The sequence below is a fragment of the Nocardioides islandensis genome (genome assembly GCF_015352455.1).
Lineage (GTDB): Bacteria > Actinomycetota > Actinomycetes > Propionibacteriales > Nocardioidaceae > Nocardioides > Nocardioides islandensis.
Map to the genome: position 1 here is coordinate 170,731 of NZ_JADKPN010000008.1, position 16,183 is coordinate 186,913.

Here is a 16,183-nt window from a genome sequence, read left to right on the forward strand (position 1 = left end):
GTTCAGTAGGTGAACCCGAAGGAGGATCCATGAACTTCCGCCGCACCAAGACCACGCTCCCCGCCCCCGGCGAGGCGCTGGCCGGCCGCCCCGAGCGCCCGTTCCACCTCGCCTCCCGCCACCTCGTGCTGGACGCGCCCGTCGAGACCCGGGACATCCCCGCTGGTCACGAGGTCGCGATCTTCGGCCTGGGCTGCTTCTGGGGTGCCGAGGAGCTCTACTGGCAGATCCCGGGGGTCTGGTCGACGTCGGTCGGGTACGCCGGCGGGCAGACCCGGAACCCGACGTACGAGGAGGTCTGCAGCGGTCGCACCGGCCACACCGAGGCCGTCCGCGTCGTGTTCGACCCGAAGGTCGTCGCGTACGCCGACCTGGTCAAGCGGTTCTTCGAGGTGCACGACCCGACCCAGGGCATGCGCCAGGGCAACGACGTCGGCACCCAGTACCGCTCCGCGATCTACGCCACGACGCCCGAGCAGGAGCAGACGGCGCGCGACCTCACCAAGGAGTACGGCGAGGAGCTCGCCCGCCGCGGTTTCGACGAGATCACCACCGAGATCGAGCTGGTCGACGACGCCGACCCGGCGACGTACTACTACGCCGAGGACCACCACCAGCAGTACCTCTTCAAGAACCCGCACGGGTACCGCTGCCACGCGACGACCGGGGTGCCCTTCCCGGCCTGAGGCCCGCGGCGGCATGCTGGCTCCATGTCACTGGACCCGGTCGCGACCAACCCCGACCACTACAAGGTGGTCTTCGAGAACGACCGGGTCCGCGTGCTGGAGTACAGCGACCACCCGGGCCAGCGGACCACGCCGCACCACCACCCGGACAGTGTCATGTACACGCTCTCGTCGTTCCGCCGGCGTCTGGTCTCGGGGAACAGCGCCCGCGAGGTCGAGCTGGCGGCCGGCACGGTCGGTTGGCTGCCCGCTCAGGAGCACCACGGCGAGAACGTCGGCGACACCCCGACGCACGTCATCTTCGTCGAGCTGAAGGACGGTGCGACCGCCGCCGACGCCGAGGCGGCCCTCGGGCCCCGACAGCCGAGCCAGTAGCCGGGCCAGCAGCCGGGCCAGCAGTCAGGCCAGTGGTCGAGCCAGCTGATGGCTCGGCACCTGTCGGATCGTCCCCACCGCGTTCGTGGAGATGATGGAGGCGGGCCGCTCGAGCCTGCCCGCGAAGGAGCCGACATGACGGAGTACCTCATCAAGTTCGACGACGAGTGGATCTCGCCGCACCTCACCGAGCCCGACTTCGTCGAGGCCGGCCTGCGGGTGCGGGAGCTGCGGCAGGAGATGCAGGAGGCCGGCGTCCTCGTCTTCACCGGCGGCCTGGACACCGAGGCGCCGGTGTTCAGCGTCGACGCGTCGAGCGGCGCGCCGGTGTTCACCGACGGCCCCTTCGCCGAGACCAAGGAGCACCTCGGCGGCATCTGCGTCGTCGACGTCGCCGACGAGGAGGCCGCTCGGCACTGGGCGGGGAAGGTCGCGGTCGCGTGCGGCTGGCCCCAGGAGGTCCACCTCTTCAGGCGTCGCACCGGGGCATGACGGTGGCGGGTGCCACGATGCCGGGATGAGCGAAGAGGGCTGGCGTGAGTTCGTGGCGGCGGGGCTGGACGACTGGGCGGTGACGCACAGCGGGGCGGTGGCGGCCTACGTCGCCGACTCGCTGCCCGGTGCGGCGCGGCTGGCCGCCGCGGTGGCCGAGGTGCCCGGGCTCGATGGGTCGGGCGTCCTGCTCACCGCCGGCGACCGGCGGCTGACCGTGCGGCTGACGCGTGGCGTGTTCCAGGGCGAGGCCCACCACATCGAGCTCGCCCGGCGGATCTCGGAGGTGGCCCGCGAGCTCGGGGCGACGTCCGACCGCGCCGCCGTCCAGAGCGTGCAGATCACGGTCTCGGCGCGACCCGACGAGATCGACCTGGGCTTCTGGCGGGCGGTGCTGGGCTACGACCCACTGGCCGAGGACAACGGCATCGACCCCCTCGGCCACGGCTCGACCGTCTGGCTGCAGGAGCTCGACCCGGCCAAGCCGCTGCGGCACGCGATGCACCTCGACGTCTCGGTGCCCCGCGACCAGGTCGAGGCGCGGCTGGCGGCCGCGCTGGCGGCGGGCGGACGCATCGTGTCGGTCGAGGATCTCGAGGCCAGCTGGATCATGGCCGACCGCGCCGGCAACAAGGTCTGCCTGGTCGCCTGGCCCGACGCCGGCATCGCCGGCTAGGCGCGCGCGAGCCGCCGGGACGCCAGCACGGTGGCGGCGGCCAGCAGGCCGGCCAGGCCGCAGAGCGGCCAGAGCAACGCCGGCGCCGCGGCGTACACGGCCGTCCCCACCGGGCCGGCGAGCAGGGTGCCGGAGGTGGCCGCGCCGGTGTACAGCCCCTGGTACTGCCCGACGAGGTGGTCCGGCGCCGCGTCCAGCACGTGCGCGGTCGCGGTGGTCTTGTAGAGGATCTCCCCGGACGTCAGCACCACCATCGCCAGCACCGCGCTGGCGACGGACACCGGCAGCCCGAAGAGCGCGAAGCCGATGCCGACCAGCGCGTAGCCGGTGGCGATGATCGAGTACGACGACAGCCGCCGCAGCCGCAGGGCGACGGGCACCTCCAGCAAGAGGATCAGCCCGGAACCGACGGCGTTGAGGGCGGCGTACAGCGCCACCGGCTGGCCGGAGTCGCGCAGGTGCAGCGGCACGGTCGTGTAGAGCTGCCGGTAGACGAGGTCCACCACGACGATCGCCGGGAGCAGCCGCATCAGCGCCCGGTCGGCCCGCAGCGCGCGCAGCATGCCGACCGGCTCGGCGCCGGCCGCGTGTGCGACCCGGTAGGCGTTCTCGCGCGGGAGGAACGGCGCGACGAGGTACCGGACGGCCAGGATCATCAGCCCCTCGACGACGAACAGGGCCGTCCAGCTCTGGAGGATGATCAGCGCGCCCAGCGGCGGCCCGATGACGAAGCCGGCGTTGGACGCGGCGCGGCTGATGGCGATCGACGTACGCCGGTCCCCGCGGTCCACGGCCAGGGCGGCGAGCGCTCCGGTCGAGACACCCTGGGTCGCGCCGAGGTACCAGAGCACCGGCATCCCGACCGCGAACGTCCAGGTCGGCGCCCACGGGATCGCCACGGTGCCGAGGCCGCCGACGGTCGAGGCGAGCAGCAGGACCGGCCGGTGGCCGAACCGGTCGCCCCAGTAGCCGCCGGTGAAGCTGCCGAGCAGCAGCCCGACGCCGGTCCCGCCGACGACGAGCCCGGCGGTCGTGACGGAGAGGTGGCGCGGGCCGGTCAGGTACAGCGTGAGGAACAGCATCGTGTAGCTGCTCGTCGAGCTGAGGAACCTGCCGCCGGCCAGGACCCAGACGAGGCGGGGTACGTGCCTCAGGTCCACCTAGAGGTCCGTGGCGCCGTCGATCGACTCCCTGATCAGGTCCGCGTGGCCGGCGTGCCGGGCGTACTCCTCGACGAGGTGGACCAGGATCCAGCGCAGGGTCACGTGCATGCCGTGCCACTCCTGCTCGGCCACCAGGTCGAGCCCCTCCGGCGTTGCCAGTGCGGCGTCCAGGATGGCGTCGCTCTCGGCCACCGCCTCCTCGAAGCGCGACACCAACAGCTCCCACGGGTCATGGACGGCCGAGTTGAAGTCCCAGTCCGGGTCGCTCTCGTAGCCGTCCCCGACCCACGGGGCGTCCGGCAGGTCGTGCAGGGCCATCCGGAACCACCCGTGCTCGACCAGCGTGAGGTGCTTGAGGATCCCGGCGAGCGTCAGCGTCGACGGGCCCAGGGTCGCCGCACGCTGCTCGTCGGTGAGGCCCTCGACCTGCCGCAGGATCGTCGCCCGGTAGAAGTCGACGAAGGCCCGCAGCATCCCCGCCTCGTCGCTCGCGGGCGGCGGGTCGGTCCTCGGGAACCGGCTCACTCCCCCACCTGCCCGTCGACCGCCTCGCGCAGCAGGTCCGCGTGCCCGTTGTGCCGGGCGTACTCCTCGATCATGTGCAGGACCACCCAGCGCAGGCTGAACGGCGTGCCCTCGCGGCGGCTCGGCATCGACGACGTGGCGTCGAGTCCGCCCGCGGCCAGCCCGCGGTCGATCGCGGCGTCGGCCGCGGCCCGCGCGGAGTCGAAGATGCGGCGCAGCTCCTCGGGGCGGTCGTCCTTCGCGGAGTGGAGCTCCCAGTCGTCGTCCTCGTCGAACGCGCCGGCCGGCACCCAGTCGGGCTCGGTGTCGCGGCCCCCGAAGACCCGGCAGAACCACCAGTCGTCGTTGAGCGCGGCGTGCTTGAGCAGACCGCCGAGGGTGAGCTCCGACGGAGGGTGGGTCCGGGACAGCTGCTCCTGGGTCAGCCCGTCGGTCTTCATGAGCAGGGTGTCGCGGTGGTAGTCGAGGTAGGCCCGCAGCGTCTCGGCTTCCGACGCCGCGAGCGGGGGGTCCGAGCGGTCCACAGCCATGGCGCGACGGTAGTCACCAGATCCCGAGCACGTCTCCCCCAATACGCACGACGAACCCCGACACCACCACGATGAAGAAGATCCGGACGAACGGCGCGCCCTTGGCGACCGCGGTCCGCGCGCCGACGTACCCGCCGACCAGGTTGCACGCGCCCATCACCAGCCCGGTCCGCCAGAGCACCTCGCCCTGGGGCACGAAGACGACCAGCGCGGCGAGGTTCGTGGCCCAGTTCGCGATCCGGGCCTTGGCGGACGCCTCGAGGAACGAGTAGCCGAGCAGCCCGACCAGGCTGAACACGAAGAAGCTGCCGGTGCCCGGCCCGAGCGCGCCGTCGTAGAACCCGACGACCACGCCGACGCCGACGGCAGCCGCGGTGTGGTGACGGCCGGCGAACCGGAGCTCGGTCACCTCACCCAGGTCGGGCTTGAGCACGACGTACGCCCCGACCACGACCAGCGCCACCAGCACGATCGGGTCGAACGCCGACCGGGGGATGTGGCTGGCCGCGACGGCGCCGAGCGCCGACCCGAGGAACGCGAACACCATCAGCGGCAGGAACGTCCGTGGGTCAGGGCGGATCCGCCGGTAGTAGGTGAGGCTGCTGACCGAGGTACCGCAGATGCCGGCCAGCTTGTTGGTGGCCAGGACCTGCACGGGCGACGCCCCGGGCAGCCCGATCAGCAGCGCCGGCAGCTGGATCAGCCCGCCGCCCCCGACCACCGCGTCGACGAACCCCGCGGCCAGCGCCGCCAGCGCGAGCAGCGCCAGCACGCCGTACGTCGGGTCGTCCACGTGCGCCATCTTCGCCAACACCACCCGCTGGTCGAGGAAGGCGCCCTGGCGCCTGTCACGAGACCCTGCACGCCGTCGCTCTCCGGTGCGGGGTCTCGTGACGGTTGCTGCGCAACCTCCTCGACCAGCGGTGGGCAGAATGGCTCCGTGCGGATCGTGTCCCTCCTCCCCTCCACCACGGAGATCCTGTTCGCCATCGGCGCCGGCGACGACGTGGTCGGGGTGACGTTCGAGTGCGACTACCCCGAGGAGGCGCGGACGCGCCGGATCGTCTCGACCAGCGCGATGCCGGAGGGGCTCACCCCGGGCGAGATCGACGCGTACGTCGTCGGCGCCATGCAGCGCGGTGAGGACCTGTACCACCTCGACGAGGGCGCGCTGGCCGGGCTGGACGCCGACCTCGTGGTCACCCAGGACCTGTGCGCGGTGTGCGCGGTCGACGTGTCCGTGGTGGACGACGCGCTCGCGCACCTGGGCTGCACCGCCGAGGTGCTGACCGTCGACCCGCACACGCTGGACGACGTCTTCGCCTCGATCGAGACCCTCGGCAAGGCGACCGGGCACGAGGAGGAGGCGGCCGACCTGGTGAGGTACCAGCGCCGGCAGCTGGCCGCGCTGTGGGGCTGGTCGGTCTCCCGGCGCAAGCCGCGCGTCATGTTCCTGGAGTGGACCGACCCGCCGTTCGCGCCCGGGCACTGGATCCCGGAGATGATCGAGCTCGCCGGCGGCGTACCCCTGCTGGCGACACCCGGCGAGAAGTCCCGCCGGGTGACGTGGGAGGACGTGCACGCCGCCGAGCCGGAGCACATCGTGGTGGCACCCTGCGGCTACGACCGCGACGGCAGCCAGGCCCTGGCCGACCAGCTGGTCGCGAGCGGCGTGCTGCCGGCCGGCGTACCGGTGCACGCCGTGGACGCGAACGCCTCGTGGGCCCGTCCGGGGACCCGCCTGGTCGACGGTGTCGAGGAGCTGGCGAGGCTCCTGCACGCCGTTCGTCCGGCCTGACCGGAGACGGTCTCAGGTACGTCGGGGACAATGGGCCCGTGATGACCCCGTGACCGAGCTCCCGCGCAAGGCCGCCGTGCGCACGGCGCGACTGGCGGCGCTCCCGCTCGGGTACGCCGGCCGCACGGCGCTGGGGTTCGGCAAGCGGCTCGGCGGCAAGCCGGCCGAGGCGGTGCTGACCGAGGTGCAGCAGCGCACGGCCGAGCAGCTCTTCCGCACGCTCGGGGAGCTCAAGGGCGGCGCGATGAAGTTCGGCCAGGCCCTGTCGGTGCTGGAGGCCGCGCTGCCCGACGAGCTGGTCGCGCCGTACCGGGAGCACCTGACCGCGCTCCAGGACTCCGCGCCGGCGATGCCGGCGGCGATGGCCTACGAGGAGATCGAGGACGCCCTGGGCCCCGACTGGCGCGACCTGCTGGTCGAGATGGACGAGAAGGCTGCGGCCGCCGCGTCGATCGGCCAGGTGCACCGCGGCCGGTGGCACGACGGTCGCGAGGTCGCCATCAAGGTGCAGTACCCCGGCGCCGCCCAGGCACTGCTCGGCGACCTGAAGCAGATCGCCCGGGTCGCCAAGGGCGTCGCACCCGTCTTCCCGGGCATCGACATCAAGCCGCTGGTCGAGGAGGTCCAGGCCCGCGCCGCCGACGAGCTGGACTACCGGCTCGAGGCCGAGGCGCAGGCCGCGTTCGCCGACGCCTTCCGCGGGGACCCCGAGATCGTGGTCCCGGAGGTGGTGGCCTTCGGCGAGCGGGTGCTCGTGAGCGAGTGGATGGAGTCACCCTCGTCGCTGGCGTCGGTGATCCGCTCGGGTTCCCAGGAGGAGCGTGACCACTACGGCGAGCTGCTCGTCCGCTTCCTGTTCGCGGGCCCGGCCCGCACCGGGATGCTGCACGCGGACCCGCACCCCGGGAACTTCCGGATCCTGCCGACCGACGACGGCTTGCCCGGCCGCCTCGGCGTGCTCGACTACGGCGCCGTGGCCCGCCTCCCGGAGCGCTCGCTGCCCGCGGCCCTCGGCCGGCTCATGCGCCTGGTCGCCGACCAGGACCCCGACGCGCTGCTGGAGGGCCTGCGCCGCGAGGGGTTCGTCAAGGAGAACATCCGGGTCGACCCGCAGGACGTCTTCGACTACCTGGCACCGTTCGTGGAGCCGACCCGCGTCGAGCGGTTCCGGTTCTCGCGCGAGTGGATGCGCGAGCAGTTCGACCGGGTCAACAACCCGCGCTCCCCGTCGTACACCGTGACGACGAAGATCAACCTGCCGCCGGCGTACCTGCTGATCCATCGCACCTGGCTCGGCGGCATCGGCCTGCTGAGCCAGCTCGAGGCGGAGGCGCCGTTCAAGGCCATCCTCGAGGAGTCGCTGCCGGGGTTCGCGCCCTGATCGGTCAGCTGCCGACCCAGAACCCGCGCCCGCCGAACCAGTCGCCGTAGTGGCCGTAGCCGGACAGGCCGGCCGGGCTGCGCGAGCCGAGGTACGAGCCGACCACGGCGGCGCCGAGGTCGTCGAGCTCCGGCGACACGACGCGGCCGTCGACCCGGCGGGCCATGGAGTCGATGAACCGGGCCAGGCCCGGGTCGTCGCCGAGCCGGAAGAACGTCGTCTGCGCGCCCAGGCGCCCGGCGTTGTCGAGCTCGCGGACGGCGTAGGCGACGGTCAGCGGGTGGGGCGGGTACTCGAAGTACACCTCGCCCCCCGGCTCGAGGTGTGAGGTCGGCTCGCCGTCGGTCACGATCAGCAGCACCGGCTGGGCGTTGGGGTGCTTGCGGAAGTGCCGGTTGGCCAGCAGCAGGCCGTGGTGCAGGTTCGTGCCCTTGTCCCACCGGGCGTCGAGCGCGGTGAGCTGGTCGATGTCCATGCTCTGGGCGTAGCGCCCGAACGTGATCAGCTGCAGGTCGTCGCCGCGGAACCGCGACCGGATCAGCGTGTGCAGGGCGAGCGCGGTGCGCTTCATCGGCACCCACCGGCCGTCCATGGCCATCGAGAACGACGTGTCGACGAGCAGTGCGACCGCGGCCTGCGTGCGCGCCTCGGTCTCGGTCACCTCGACGTCGTCGATGTGGAGGCGTACGCCGGTCCGCGGGTCGCCGCCGTCGGCGACGACGCGCTGCACGGCGTTGGTGACGGTGCGCGTGACGTCCCACGGCTCGGTGTCGCCGAACTCCCAGGCACGCGTGGCCCCGGAGCGCTCGCCGGCGGCTCCCGACTGCCGCAGGTCTCTCTGGCCCTGGCGGCCGGACATGCGGCTGGCCACGTCGCGCAGGAGTGCCCGTCCGAGCTGGCGCATGGCCTTTGGCGAGAGCTTGAGCTGGCCGTCGCTGCTGCGCTTGAGGTACCCGCTGTCGCGGAGCGCCTGCTCGAGCCGCTGGAGGGTGCGCGCGTCGACGGCGGCCTCGGGACCGAGCTGACGGGCGAGCTTGTCGAGGTCCAGGTCGTCCATCCGGGCGCCGTCGTAGGTCTGCGACAGCTGGTCGGCGAGCTCGTCGAGGTCGGCGATGTCCTGGAGCACGCCGGTGCCGTCGCCGAGGCCGAGGCCCTGCTCGCCGTCGAAGCGCTCGGAGCCCGACCAGTCCTCGCCCGGCCGCAGCGCCTGGAGGTTCGCGTCGAGCTGGACGAGCTGCTCCATGAGCGCGGGTGAGCCGAACGCCTGCTGCGAGAGCGCCATCAGCTCCTGTCGCTGCTCGCGCGACATGGAGTTGAGCATCCGCTGGGCGGCGGCCGCCCGTTGGGCGAGGGCGTCGATGAGCTCGTCGACGTTCTGGGGGTTCTCCGGGAAGAAGTCCCCGTGCTTGGCCATGAACTCGTCGAAGTCCTCCTGGGAGTCCTCGCCGCGGCCGTGCTTGTCGAGCAGCTCGTTGAGGTCGGTGAGCATCTCGTTGATGGCTTCACGGTCCTCGTCGGTGGCGTTCTCGAGGGCCTGCTTCATGCCGGCGAACCGCTGGTCGAGCATCTCCCGGCCCAGCAGGTCCTTGATCCGCTCGTAGTCCTCGCGGGCCTCGCGGCTCTGCCAGTCGTAGTCGCTGAGCTCGCTGACCGCTGCCGCCGTCGACTGCGGCAGGTTGTCGAGCTGCATCTCGCGGAACGCCCGGTCGGCGTCGTCCATCTCGACGTCGCGGGCCAGCTGCCCGCGCTCGCTCATGACCGCGTGATCCAGCAGCTCGCGGATCTCCTGCAGCGTGCCGTCCATGTTGTGCTGGGACAGCAGCTCGCGGCGCTTCTCCGCGACCCGGCGCGCCAGGTCGTCGAGGCCCTCGCGGTCCCGGCCGCCGCGCCGCAGGAACTCCCGCATCGCGCGCTCGGGGCTGTACCCCGCCATCACGTCCTCGCCGATCGAGTCCAGCGCCTCGGCCAGGTCGACGGGAGGAGCGAGCGGGTCGCCGCCGCCGTACGGCGTGTACCGGTGCCTACCCGTAGACCGTCTCGCCACCGCCGGTCTCCTTGCTGATCTTGCGGGCCAGGTACAGGCCCTCGAGCGCGAGCTCGATGGCGCCGGCCCGCTGGCCGTCGTTGGTGGCGCCCAGGCGGTCGCACACCTCGTCGTACAGCTCCGACTCGCCCAGCACGGGGAGGCCGGTGAGGAAGTCGCGCGCGGTGACCTGCTCGCCGGTCGTCACCATCTGGCCGGCCTCGATGCGGTCCACCAGGAGGCTGAAGTCGAGGCCGCGGAAGTGCTGGCGCACGGTCTCGGCGGTCGCGGAGCGGAGGAGGTGGGTGAGGATCTCGTCCTCGCGGCCCTCCTCGCCGGTCTCGAACTCGACCTTGCCGCGCAACGTGTCGACGGCGGCCTCGAGGTCGACCAGCCGGGCGACCGGCTCGTCCTCGCCCTGGAGCGTGGCGCGGTGCAGCGCGGCCGCGGCGACCGTCTCGGCGGCCGCGATCGAGAAGCGCGCACTCACGCCGCTGCGCTGGTCGACCGAGCTCGAGTCGCGCAGCTGCCGGGTGAAGCGGGCCATGATCTCGACGAGGTGGTCAGGCACGTCGGCCAGCAGGTGCGCCTCCTGGCGGATCACCGCGATCTCGTCCTCGAGCGCGACCGGGTAGTGCGTGCGGATCTCCGCGCCGAAGCGGTCCTTGAGCGGGGTGATGATCCGGCCGCGGTTGGTGTAGTCCTCGGGGTTCGCGCTGGCGACGAGGAAGACGTCGAGGGGCAGGCGCAGGACGTACCCGCGGATCTGGATGTCGCGCTCCTCCATCACGTTGAGCAGCGCGACCTGGATCCGCTCGGCGAGGTCGGGCAGCTCGTTGATCGCCACGATCCCGCGGTGGCTGCGAGGCACGAGCCCGAAGTGGATGGTCTCGGGGTCGCCGAGCCGACGGCCCTCCGCGACCTTCATCGGGTCCACGTCCCCGATGAGGTCACCGACGCTCGTGTCGGGCGTCGCCAGCTTCTCGGCGTACCGCTCGTAGCGGTGCCGCCAGTCGACCGGCAGCCGGTCGCCCATCTCGAGCGCGCGGCGCCGCGACTCCGGGGTGATCGGGTCGTACGGGTGCTCGCCGAGCTCGCTGCCCGCGATCACCGGCGTCCACTCGTCGAGCAGGCCGACGAGCGTGCGCAGCAGGCGTGTCTTGCCCTGGCCGCGCTCCCCGAGCAGCACCATGTCGTGGCCCGCCAGCAGCGCGCGCTCGAGCTGGGGGATCACCGTGTCGTCGAAGCCGTGCAGTCCCGGCCACGGGTCCTCGCCCTCGCGCAGCATGGTCAGCAGGTTCGCGCGGATCTCCTCGCGCAGGCTCTGCTGGACGTGCCCGCTCGCGCGGAGCTCACCGACGGTGGTGGCGGATGGTGCCTGGGTCACCCTGAACACGCTAGACCCGCCCGCCAAGAACCGGAGGGGGTGTCCGTTCCACTCCTGCGGCTAGCGTGCCCGTCGTGAGCCTGCCCGAGCCCTGTCCGTGCGGCTCCGGCACGGCGTACGACGCGTGCTGCGGTCCGCTGCACGTCGGCGCGCGCCAGGCCGAGACGCCGGAGGAGCTGATGCGGTCGCGCTACTCGGCGTACGCGCTCGGCGAGCTCGACCACGTCTTCCGCACCTGGCACCCGCGCACCCGTCCCGACACCGTGTCGCCCCGGCCGGAGCTGACCTGGACCGGCCTCGAGGTGCACCGGGCCGAGGACGACGTGGTGGAGTTCACCGCGCACTTCCGCACCGCCGACGGACCCGGCGTGCACCACGAGGTGAGCCTGTTCGAGCGGCGCGGCGGCCGCTGGGTGTACGTCGAGGCGGTGTCCCGATGAGCCGCCCCTAGGGTGGGGGTGATGGAGACCGACGAGGTGCTGACCCTCCTGCGGGAGGTGGCCGAGGAGGTCATCAACCCCAGGTTCCGCAGCCTCAGCTCCCACGAGATCGCCGAGAAGAACCCCGGCGACCTCGTCACGGTGGCCGACCGTGAGGCGGAGGTCCTCATCACCGCGGCCCTCCAGGCGGCGTACCCGGGCGTCGTCGTCCTCGGCGAGGAGGCGTACGCCGTCGACCAGTCGCTCAGGGACCGGTTCGACGCCGCCGACCACGCGTTCACCGTCGACCCGGTCGACGGGACCAAGAACTTCGTCAAGGGGTCCAAGGACCACGCCGTGATGGCCTCCGAGGTCCGTGGCGGCGAGGTCGGGCGGGCGTGGATCTGGCAGCCGCAGCACGAGACGGCGTACGTCGCCGAGCGGGGCGCGGGGGCGTTCCGCAACGGCAAGCGGCTCATCCGGCCGCCTGTCGGCGAGCAGCTGCGCGGGGTCACCTCGAAACGGCGCTGGATCGGCCGCGCGCTGGGGGCCCTGCGTGCGCTGGAGCTGACGTGGGTCTGTTGCGGGATCGACTACCCCAAGATCGTCGAGGGCGAGGCGGACTACGGGATCTACGCGGGCACCAAGCCGTGGGACCACGCCCCGGGCTCGTTGCTGCTCGCCGAGGCCGGCGGGTTCCTCGGCACCTTCGACGGGCAGGCCTACCAGCCGCAGGTACGGGTCAGGGGCGGGCTGGTCAGCGCCGCCGACAGGGCCACGTACGACTTGGTCCAGGGCCTGATCCCGGACCTCTCCTGACGTCGTTCAGGCCCCGGCGACCTTCGTGACCCAGATGTTGCCGAAGCGGTCCGGCTCGAGGCGCACGCGGTCCTCCCGGCGTCCGGCCGCGGCGGCGAGCCAGACGATCGCCCACAGGCCCGAGGTCAGGATCGTCAGGATCGCGTGCAGTCCGTGGGACACGCGGCGGCGGTAGCCGATGATCGCGCCGCTCGGGCCCTGGAACACGACGTGCGCACCGTAAGTCGCGACCTGGTCCTCGACCGCGAAGGCCAGCGCGCGTTGCTGGCGCTCGTCGCTGACGGCGTCCTCGTCGCTGTACCTGGCCGGGTTCTTCAGCCGCTCCGGTTGCACGGACGCCAACGCCCGGATCCAGCGCCGGCCGTTCCAGCGCCGCCACTCCTCGCCGTTCCAGCGCAGGTCGCCCATGCGCGGCGGAGCCTCGCGGCGGATGAGACCGCCCCGCGCGCTGTCGACCTCCCGCGTCGGCTCCACGACTCGAGTATGACCCTCAGCGCGGCTCACGTCCTGCGGTGGAAGGTGGTGGATCCGTTGGGATGGTGGTGGGTCTGCCAGGCGGGGTCGTGGGCGCGGTGGTGGTGGAAGGGGCAGAGGAGCTTGCCGTCGGCGAGGTCGGTTCTGCCGCCTTTGGTCCAGGGTTGTCGGAAGTGGTGGGCCTCGGTCCAGGCGGCGGGGATGGTGCAGCCGTCGGCGGTGCACTGGCGGTCGCGGAGGGCCATGGCCTTGCGCTGTGGGCCGGTGAAGAGGCGTTTGCTGCGGCCGAGGTCGAGGATCTCGCCCTTCCCGCCGAGGACGACGGGGATGATGCCGGCCTGGCAGGCCAGGCGTCGGGTCTGTTCGGCGGTGAGCCGGTCCCCGGTGGAGGTCTCCGCGAACCCGGCGCCGGCCCGGAGGGTCTCGAGGTCGATCATCACCATCACGCTGGTGGCGGTCCCGCCGTGCTTCGGGAGCCGGTTGGCGGGGAGGTTCTCCAGCAGCGCACAGAACGCCTCCCCGCGACGCCGCGGTGCGGGCAGCTGCTCGACGTCATCCCCGAGGGGTCCGCGGCGGGGTGAGGTGTAGGACTCCAGGTAGGTCCGTAGCCGGTTCAGCACGGGCATGGGCATCCGGGCGTGGAGGTCTCCCGAACCGTCGCCGCGGTCGCGGAAGGTGACCCGGGTGACGGCGCGGGCGCGGCGGTCCTCGGCCAGGAGCCGCTGGTACTCCGCGTCATCGGCGTCCTCGGGGGCAATGACCTCCAGCAGCCTGGCCCCGAGCCGTCGCAGCTCCGGGGGTCCGAAGTGGGCGGCCTCTCCGATCAGGTAGGCCTCGCCCTTGTCCCGGAGCTCGGGGTCCAGGTTCTTCGGCAGCCGCTCCAGGGCGTCGACGATCTCCCGGGCCTGGGCCACGTTGACCGCACCCTCACCCATCGCGGCCGTGATCGCCCCACCACCGATGCGGGCGAGCTTCTCGCGGACCCGGACCTGCCCGATCCCGTCGCGGGTCTCGGCCGCGAGCCAGTGCGCAGTGGACCGGGCCCCGGTCTCGACCGCGATGTCCTCCGCGGTCGCGAGGATCCGGATCCGTTCGGCCTCGACCCGGGCCACGATCCGCGACAACCGGACCAGGGCGTCCTTCTTCTCCCCGGTGCTGCGGTAGTCCGGAGCGATCGTGGCGAGGTCGTCCAGCGCGCGCTCGACCGCATCGAGCGGGGCGGCGTACGTGCTGGACATGTGTCAATCCAAGCATCGACCACCGACACTCCAACTCGCCAGAAACCCTTTGTCCACAAGGGATTCCGGGAATCTGGCCAACGATTTTGGGGAGGCTGTTCCGGGCGGCGACCACAGCGGTCGACCACCCACGGACCTGCCGGCGGGCACGGTCTTCAGCTGGCCACCGCAACCACCTCCGGCGACCAGCCACCCCTGTTCGTTCTTCTTCGACCGCAACCAGCCGGCGGCCCGCAGGCCGAAGCCGGGGTCGCGGGGTCTCGTGACGGGACTTCGTCCCTCCTCGACCAGCGTTGGACTTCGTCCCTCCTCGACCAGCGTTGGACTTCGTCCCTCCTCGACCAGCGTTGGACTTCGTCCCTCCTCGACCAGCGGAGCGACGCTCTCCTCGACCAGCGGAGCGACACTCCTCGGCCCACGGGCTTGATCTCAAGTGGACTTGAGGTTGCACCCTCGATGACATGACACGTACTGACCGACCTCTGGCCCTGATCACCGGCGGGTCCGCGGGACTGGGGCGCGCTCTGGTGCACGCGCTGCACGACCGTGGCTGGACCGTCGTCACCGACGCGCGCGACGCCGCCAGGTTGGCCGAGGCGACCCGGGACCTCGATGCCGTCGCGGCGATCCCGGGCGACATCGCCGACCCCGGCCACCGCGCCGAGCTGGTGAAGGCGGTGGGCGGCCAGGGCCTCGACCTGCTGGTGCACAACGCCAGCACGCTCGGACCGACGCCCATGCCCGCGCTGAAGGACCTGGAGACCGAGAGCCTGGCCGCGATCTGGGAGACCAACGCGGGTGCCCCCCACGCCCTCACGCGAGCCCTCGTCCACGACCTCCAGCGCAACGACGGCATCCTGCTCAGCCTCTCCTCGGACGCGGCGGTCCAGCACTACGGGGGCTGGGGCGGCTACGGCGCGTCCAAGGCGGCGCTCGACCACCTGACGCTCACGTTCGGGGAGGAGACCGGCGTGACGGCGTACGTCGTCGACCCCGGCGACATGAACACCCAGATGCACCGCGACGCCGAGCCCGGCGAGGACCTGAGCCACCTGCCGAGCCCGGAGAGCGTCGTACCCCACCTGCTCGCCCTGGTCGACCGGCGACCACGCAGCGGCCGCTACCGCGCCGCCGACATCCCGACCCTGACGGGAGTGCCCGCATGAGCACCCCCACCGTGAGCAGAGCGTTCGCCGCCGCGCCGCCCGAGCACCGCGGCGTGCCCCGGGACGGCGTCCGGCTCCTCGTCGCACGGACGCCCGGTGACCTCCGACATCGCACGTTCCGCGACCTCCCCGACGAGCTCGAGCCCGGCGACCTGCTCGTGGTGAACACCAGCGCGACCATCGCCGGGGAGGCCGACGCGACCAGTACGGCGCGGGGCGCGGTGGTCGTGCACGTCGCCACCCGCCTGGACGACGGCGCCTGGGTGGTCGAGCTGCGGACCAGCCCCGACGCGAGCAGGGCGGTGCTCGACGCCGTACCCGGCGAGACCCTGTACCTCGACGGCGCCACGCTCACCCTCCAGGCACCGCACGGCCACAGGAGGAGCTCACCGACCGGCGAGGGCAACCGCCTCTGGCGCGCGACGGCCAGCGGCGACCTGCCCGCCACGATGGCGCGGACCGGGCGGCCGATCGCCTACGGGTACCTCGACCGCCGCTACCCGCTCACGGACTACCAGACCGTCTTCGGCATCGACCCCGGCAGCGCCGAGATGCCGTCCGCGGGCCGTCCGTTCACCACCGACATCGTCACGCGCCTGGTCAGCCGAGGCATCGCCATCACCCCGATCACCTTGCACACCGGCCTCTCGAGCCAGGAGGCCGGCGAAGCGCCGCAGGCCGAGCGGTACGCCGTCCCGCAGGCGACCGCCGAGGCGGTCAACGCCACCAAGGCGCGCGGTGGTCGCGTGGTGGCGGTCGGCACGACCGTCACCCGCGCCCTCGAGTCGGCCGTCGACCGCAGCGGCCACGTCAGGAAGCGGGCCGGCTGGACCGACCGCGTCATCTCCCCCGACGACCCTGCCCGCGTGGTCGACGGGCTCGTCACCGGCTGGCACGACCCCGAGGCCTCCCACCTCATGCTCGTGGAGTCCGTCGCGGGGAAGGAGCTCACCCGGGCGGCGTACGACGCGGCGACTGCGGAGGGTTACCTCTGGCACGAGTTCGGGGACTCGGCGCTGCTCCTGCCCTAG

General features: G+C 72.5%; 18 protein-coding genes. 10 read left to right on the plus strand and 8 right to left on the minus strand.

Annotation, left to right across the window (positions count from 1 at the left end; genetic code table 11):
* Window positions 1–29: 29 nt before the first annotated feature.
* From msrA to ISU07_RS14415, 4 genes are all read left to right on the plus strand, one after another.
* A complete protein-coding gene (gene msrA / locus ISU07_RS14400; RefSeq protein WP_194707492.1) occupies window positions 30–686 on the plus strand; it encodes a peptide-methionine (S)-S-oxide reductase MsrA in 657 nt (218 codons plus the stop codon).
* Window positions 687–710: 24 nt separating this feature from the next.
* Window positions 711–1,061 carry a cupin domain-containing protein gene (locus tag ISU07_RS14405; RefSeq protein WP_194707493.1) on the plus strand — a complete coding sequence of 117 codons (351 nt, stop codon included), beginning with the start codon at window positions 711–713 and terminating at the stop codon, window positions 1,059–1,061.
* Window positions 1,062–1,196: 135 nt separating this feature from the next.
* A complete protein-coding gene (locus ISU07_RS14410; protein WP_194707494.1) occupies window positions 1,197–1,553 on the plus strand; it encodes a YciI family protein in 357 nt (118 codons plus the stop codon).
* A 25-nt stretch (window positions 1,554–1,578) separates the two neighbouring features.
* Window positions 1,579–2,229 (plus strand): VOC family protein, encoded by a 651-nt coding sequence (locus ISU07_RS14415; protein WP_194707495.1) that lies wholly within the window; start codon window positions 1,579–1,581, stop codon window positions 2,227–2,229.
* Here ISU07_RS14415 and ISU07_RS14420 read toward each other — a convergent pair.
* The 4 genes from ISU07_RS14420 to ISU07_RS14435 are packed head-to-tail and all read right to left on the minus strand — an operon-like array spanning window position 2,226 to window position 5,240.
* Window positions 2,226–3,389, minus strand: a complete 1,164-nt coding sequence (locus tag ISU07_RS14420; RefSeq protein ID WP_323742619.1) for an MFS transporter — start codon at window positions 3,387–3,389, stop codon at window positions 2,226–2,228. The two genes, ISU07_RS14415 and ISU07_RS14420, sit on opposite strands and share 4 nt — an antisense overlap.
* A complete protein-coding gene (locus tag ISU07_RS14425) occupies window positions 3,390–3,917 on the minus strand; it encodes a DinB family protein (RefSeq protein WP_323742620.1) in 528 nt (175 codons plus the stop codon). It lies immediately after the preceding gene.
* Window positions 3,914–4,447 carry a DinB family protein gene (locus tag ISU07_RS14430; RefSeq protein ID WP_194707496.1) on the minus strand — a complete coding sequence of 178 codons (534 nt, stop codon included), beginning with the start codon at window positions 4,445–4,447 and terminating at the stop codon, window positions 3,914–3,916. The genes ISU07_RS14425 and ISU07_RS14430 overlap by 4 nt, the downstream gene beginning before the upstream one ends.
* A gap of 13 nt (window positions 4,448–4,460) precedes the next feature.
* Window positions 4,461–5,240 (minus strand): sulfite exporter TauE/SafE family protein, encoded by a 780-nt coding sequence (locus tag ISU07_RS14435; protein WP_323742621.1) that lies wholly within the window; start codon window positions 5,238–5,240, stop codon window positions 4,461–4,463.
* Between the two features lie 147 nt (window positions 5,241–5,387).
* Between ISU07_RS14435 and ISU07_RS14440 the strand changes: the two genes are divergently transcribed.
* Both ISU07_RS14440 and ISU07_RS14445 read left to right on the plus strand, forming a co-directional pair.
* Entirely contained in the window at window positions 5,388–6,245 is an 858-nt protein-coding gene (locus tag ISU07_RS14440) for a cobalamin-binding protein (protein ID WP_194707497.1), read from the plus strand.
* A 49-nt stretch (window positions 6,246–6,294) separates the two neighbouring features.
* Complete coding sequence (locus ISU07_RS14445) at window positions 6,295–7,626, plus strand: ABC1 kinase family protein (protein WP_194707498.1); 1,332 nt, start codon at window positions 6,295–6,297, stop codon at window positions 7,624–7,626.
* A gap of 4 nt (window positions 7,627–7,630) precedes the next feature.
* On the opposite strand, the gene ISU07_RS14450 is transcribed toward ISU07_RS14445, so the two are convergent.
* Both ISU07_RS14450 and ISU07_RS14455 read right to left on the minus strand, forming a co-directional pair.
* Window positions 7,631–9,670, minus strand: a complete 2,040-nt coding sequence (locus ISU07_RS14450; RefSeq protein ID WP_194707499.1) for a vWA domain-containing protein — start codon at window positions 9,668–9,670, stop codon at window positions 7,631–7,633.
* Window positions 9,648–11,036 (minus strand): magnesium chelatase, encoded by a 1,389-nt coding sequence (locus ISU07_RS14455; RefSeq protein WP_194707500.1) that lies wholly within the window; start codon window positions 11,034–11,036, stop codon window positions 9,648–9,650. The genes ISU07_RS14450 and ISU07_RS14455 overlap by 23 nt, the downstream gene beginning before the upstream one ends.
* A 74-nt stretch (window positions 11,037–11,110) precedes the next feature.
* Between ISU07_RS14455 and ISU07_RS14460 the strand changes: the two genes are divergently transcribed.
* Together ISU07_RS14460 and ISU07_RS14465 are read left to right on the plus strand one after the other, a co-directional pair.
* A complete protein-coding gene (locus ISU07_RS14460) occupies window positions 11,111–11,476 on the plus strand; it encodes a YchJ family protein (protein WP_323742622.1) in 366 nt (121 codons plus the stop codon).
* A gap of 21 nt (window positions 11,477–11,497) precedes the next feature.
* A complete protein-coding gene (locus ISU07_RS14465) occupies window positions 11,498–12,274 on the plus strand; it encodes an inositol monophosphatase family protein (protein ID WP_194707501.1) in 777 nt (258 codons plus the stop codon).
* A gap of 6 nt (window positions 12,275–12,280) precedes the next feature.
* Here the strand turns inward: ISU07_RS14465 and ISU07_RS14470 are convergent, their stop codons facing one another.
* Together ISU07_RS14470 and ISU07_RS14475 are read right to left on the minus strand one after the other, a co-directional pair.
* Window positions 12,281–12,748: a hypothetical protein gene (locus ISU07_RS14470; protein ID WP_194707502.1), complete on the minus strand. Its 468-nt coding sequence runs from the start codon at window positions 12,746–12,748 to the stop codon at window positions 12,281–12,283.
* A 26-nt stretch (window positions 12,749–12,774) separates the two neighbouring features.
* The gene (locus ISU07_RS14475; RefSeq protein ID WP_194707503.1) at window positions 12,775–13,986 is read right to left on the minus strand and encodes a DUF222 domain-containing protein; all 1,212 of its coding nucleotides are present in this window, start codon (window positions 13,984–13,986) and stop codon (window positions 12,775–12,777) included.
* A gap of 461 nt (window positions 13,987–14,447) precedes the next feature.
* On the opposite strand from ISU07_RS14475, the gene ISU07_RS14480 reads away from it, so the two are divergent.
* Window positions 14,448–15,152: an SDR family NAD(P)-dependent oxidoreductase gene (locus ISU07_RS14480; protein WP_194707504.1), complete on the plus strand. Its 705-nt coding sequence runs from the start codon at window positions 14,448–14,450 to the stop codon at window positions 15,150–15,152.
* Window positions 15,149–16,183, plus strand: a complete 1,035-nt coding sequence (locus tag ISU07_RS14485; RefSeq protein ID WP_194707505.1) for an S-adenosylmethionine:tRNA ribosyltransferase-isomerase — start codon at window positions 15,149–15,151, stop codon at window positions 16,181–16,183. The genes ISU07_RS14480 and ISU07_RS14485 overlap by 4 nt, the downstream gene beginning before the upstream one ends.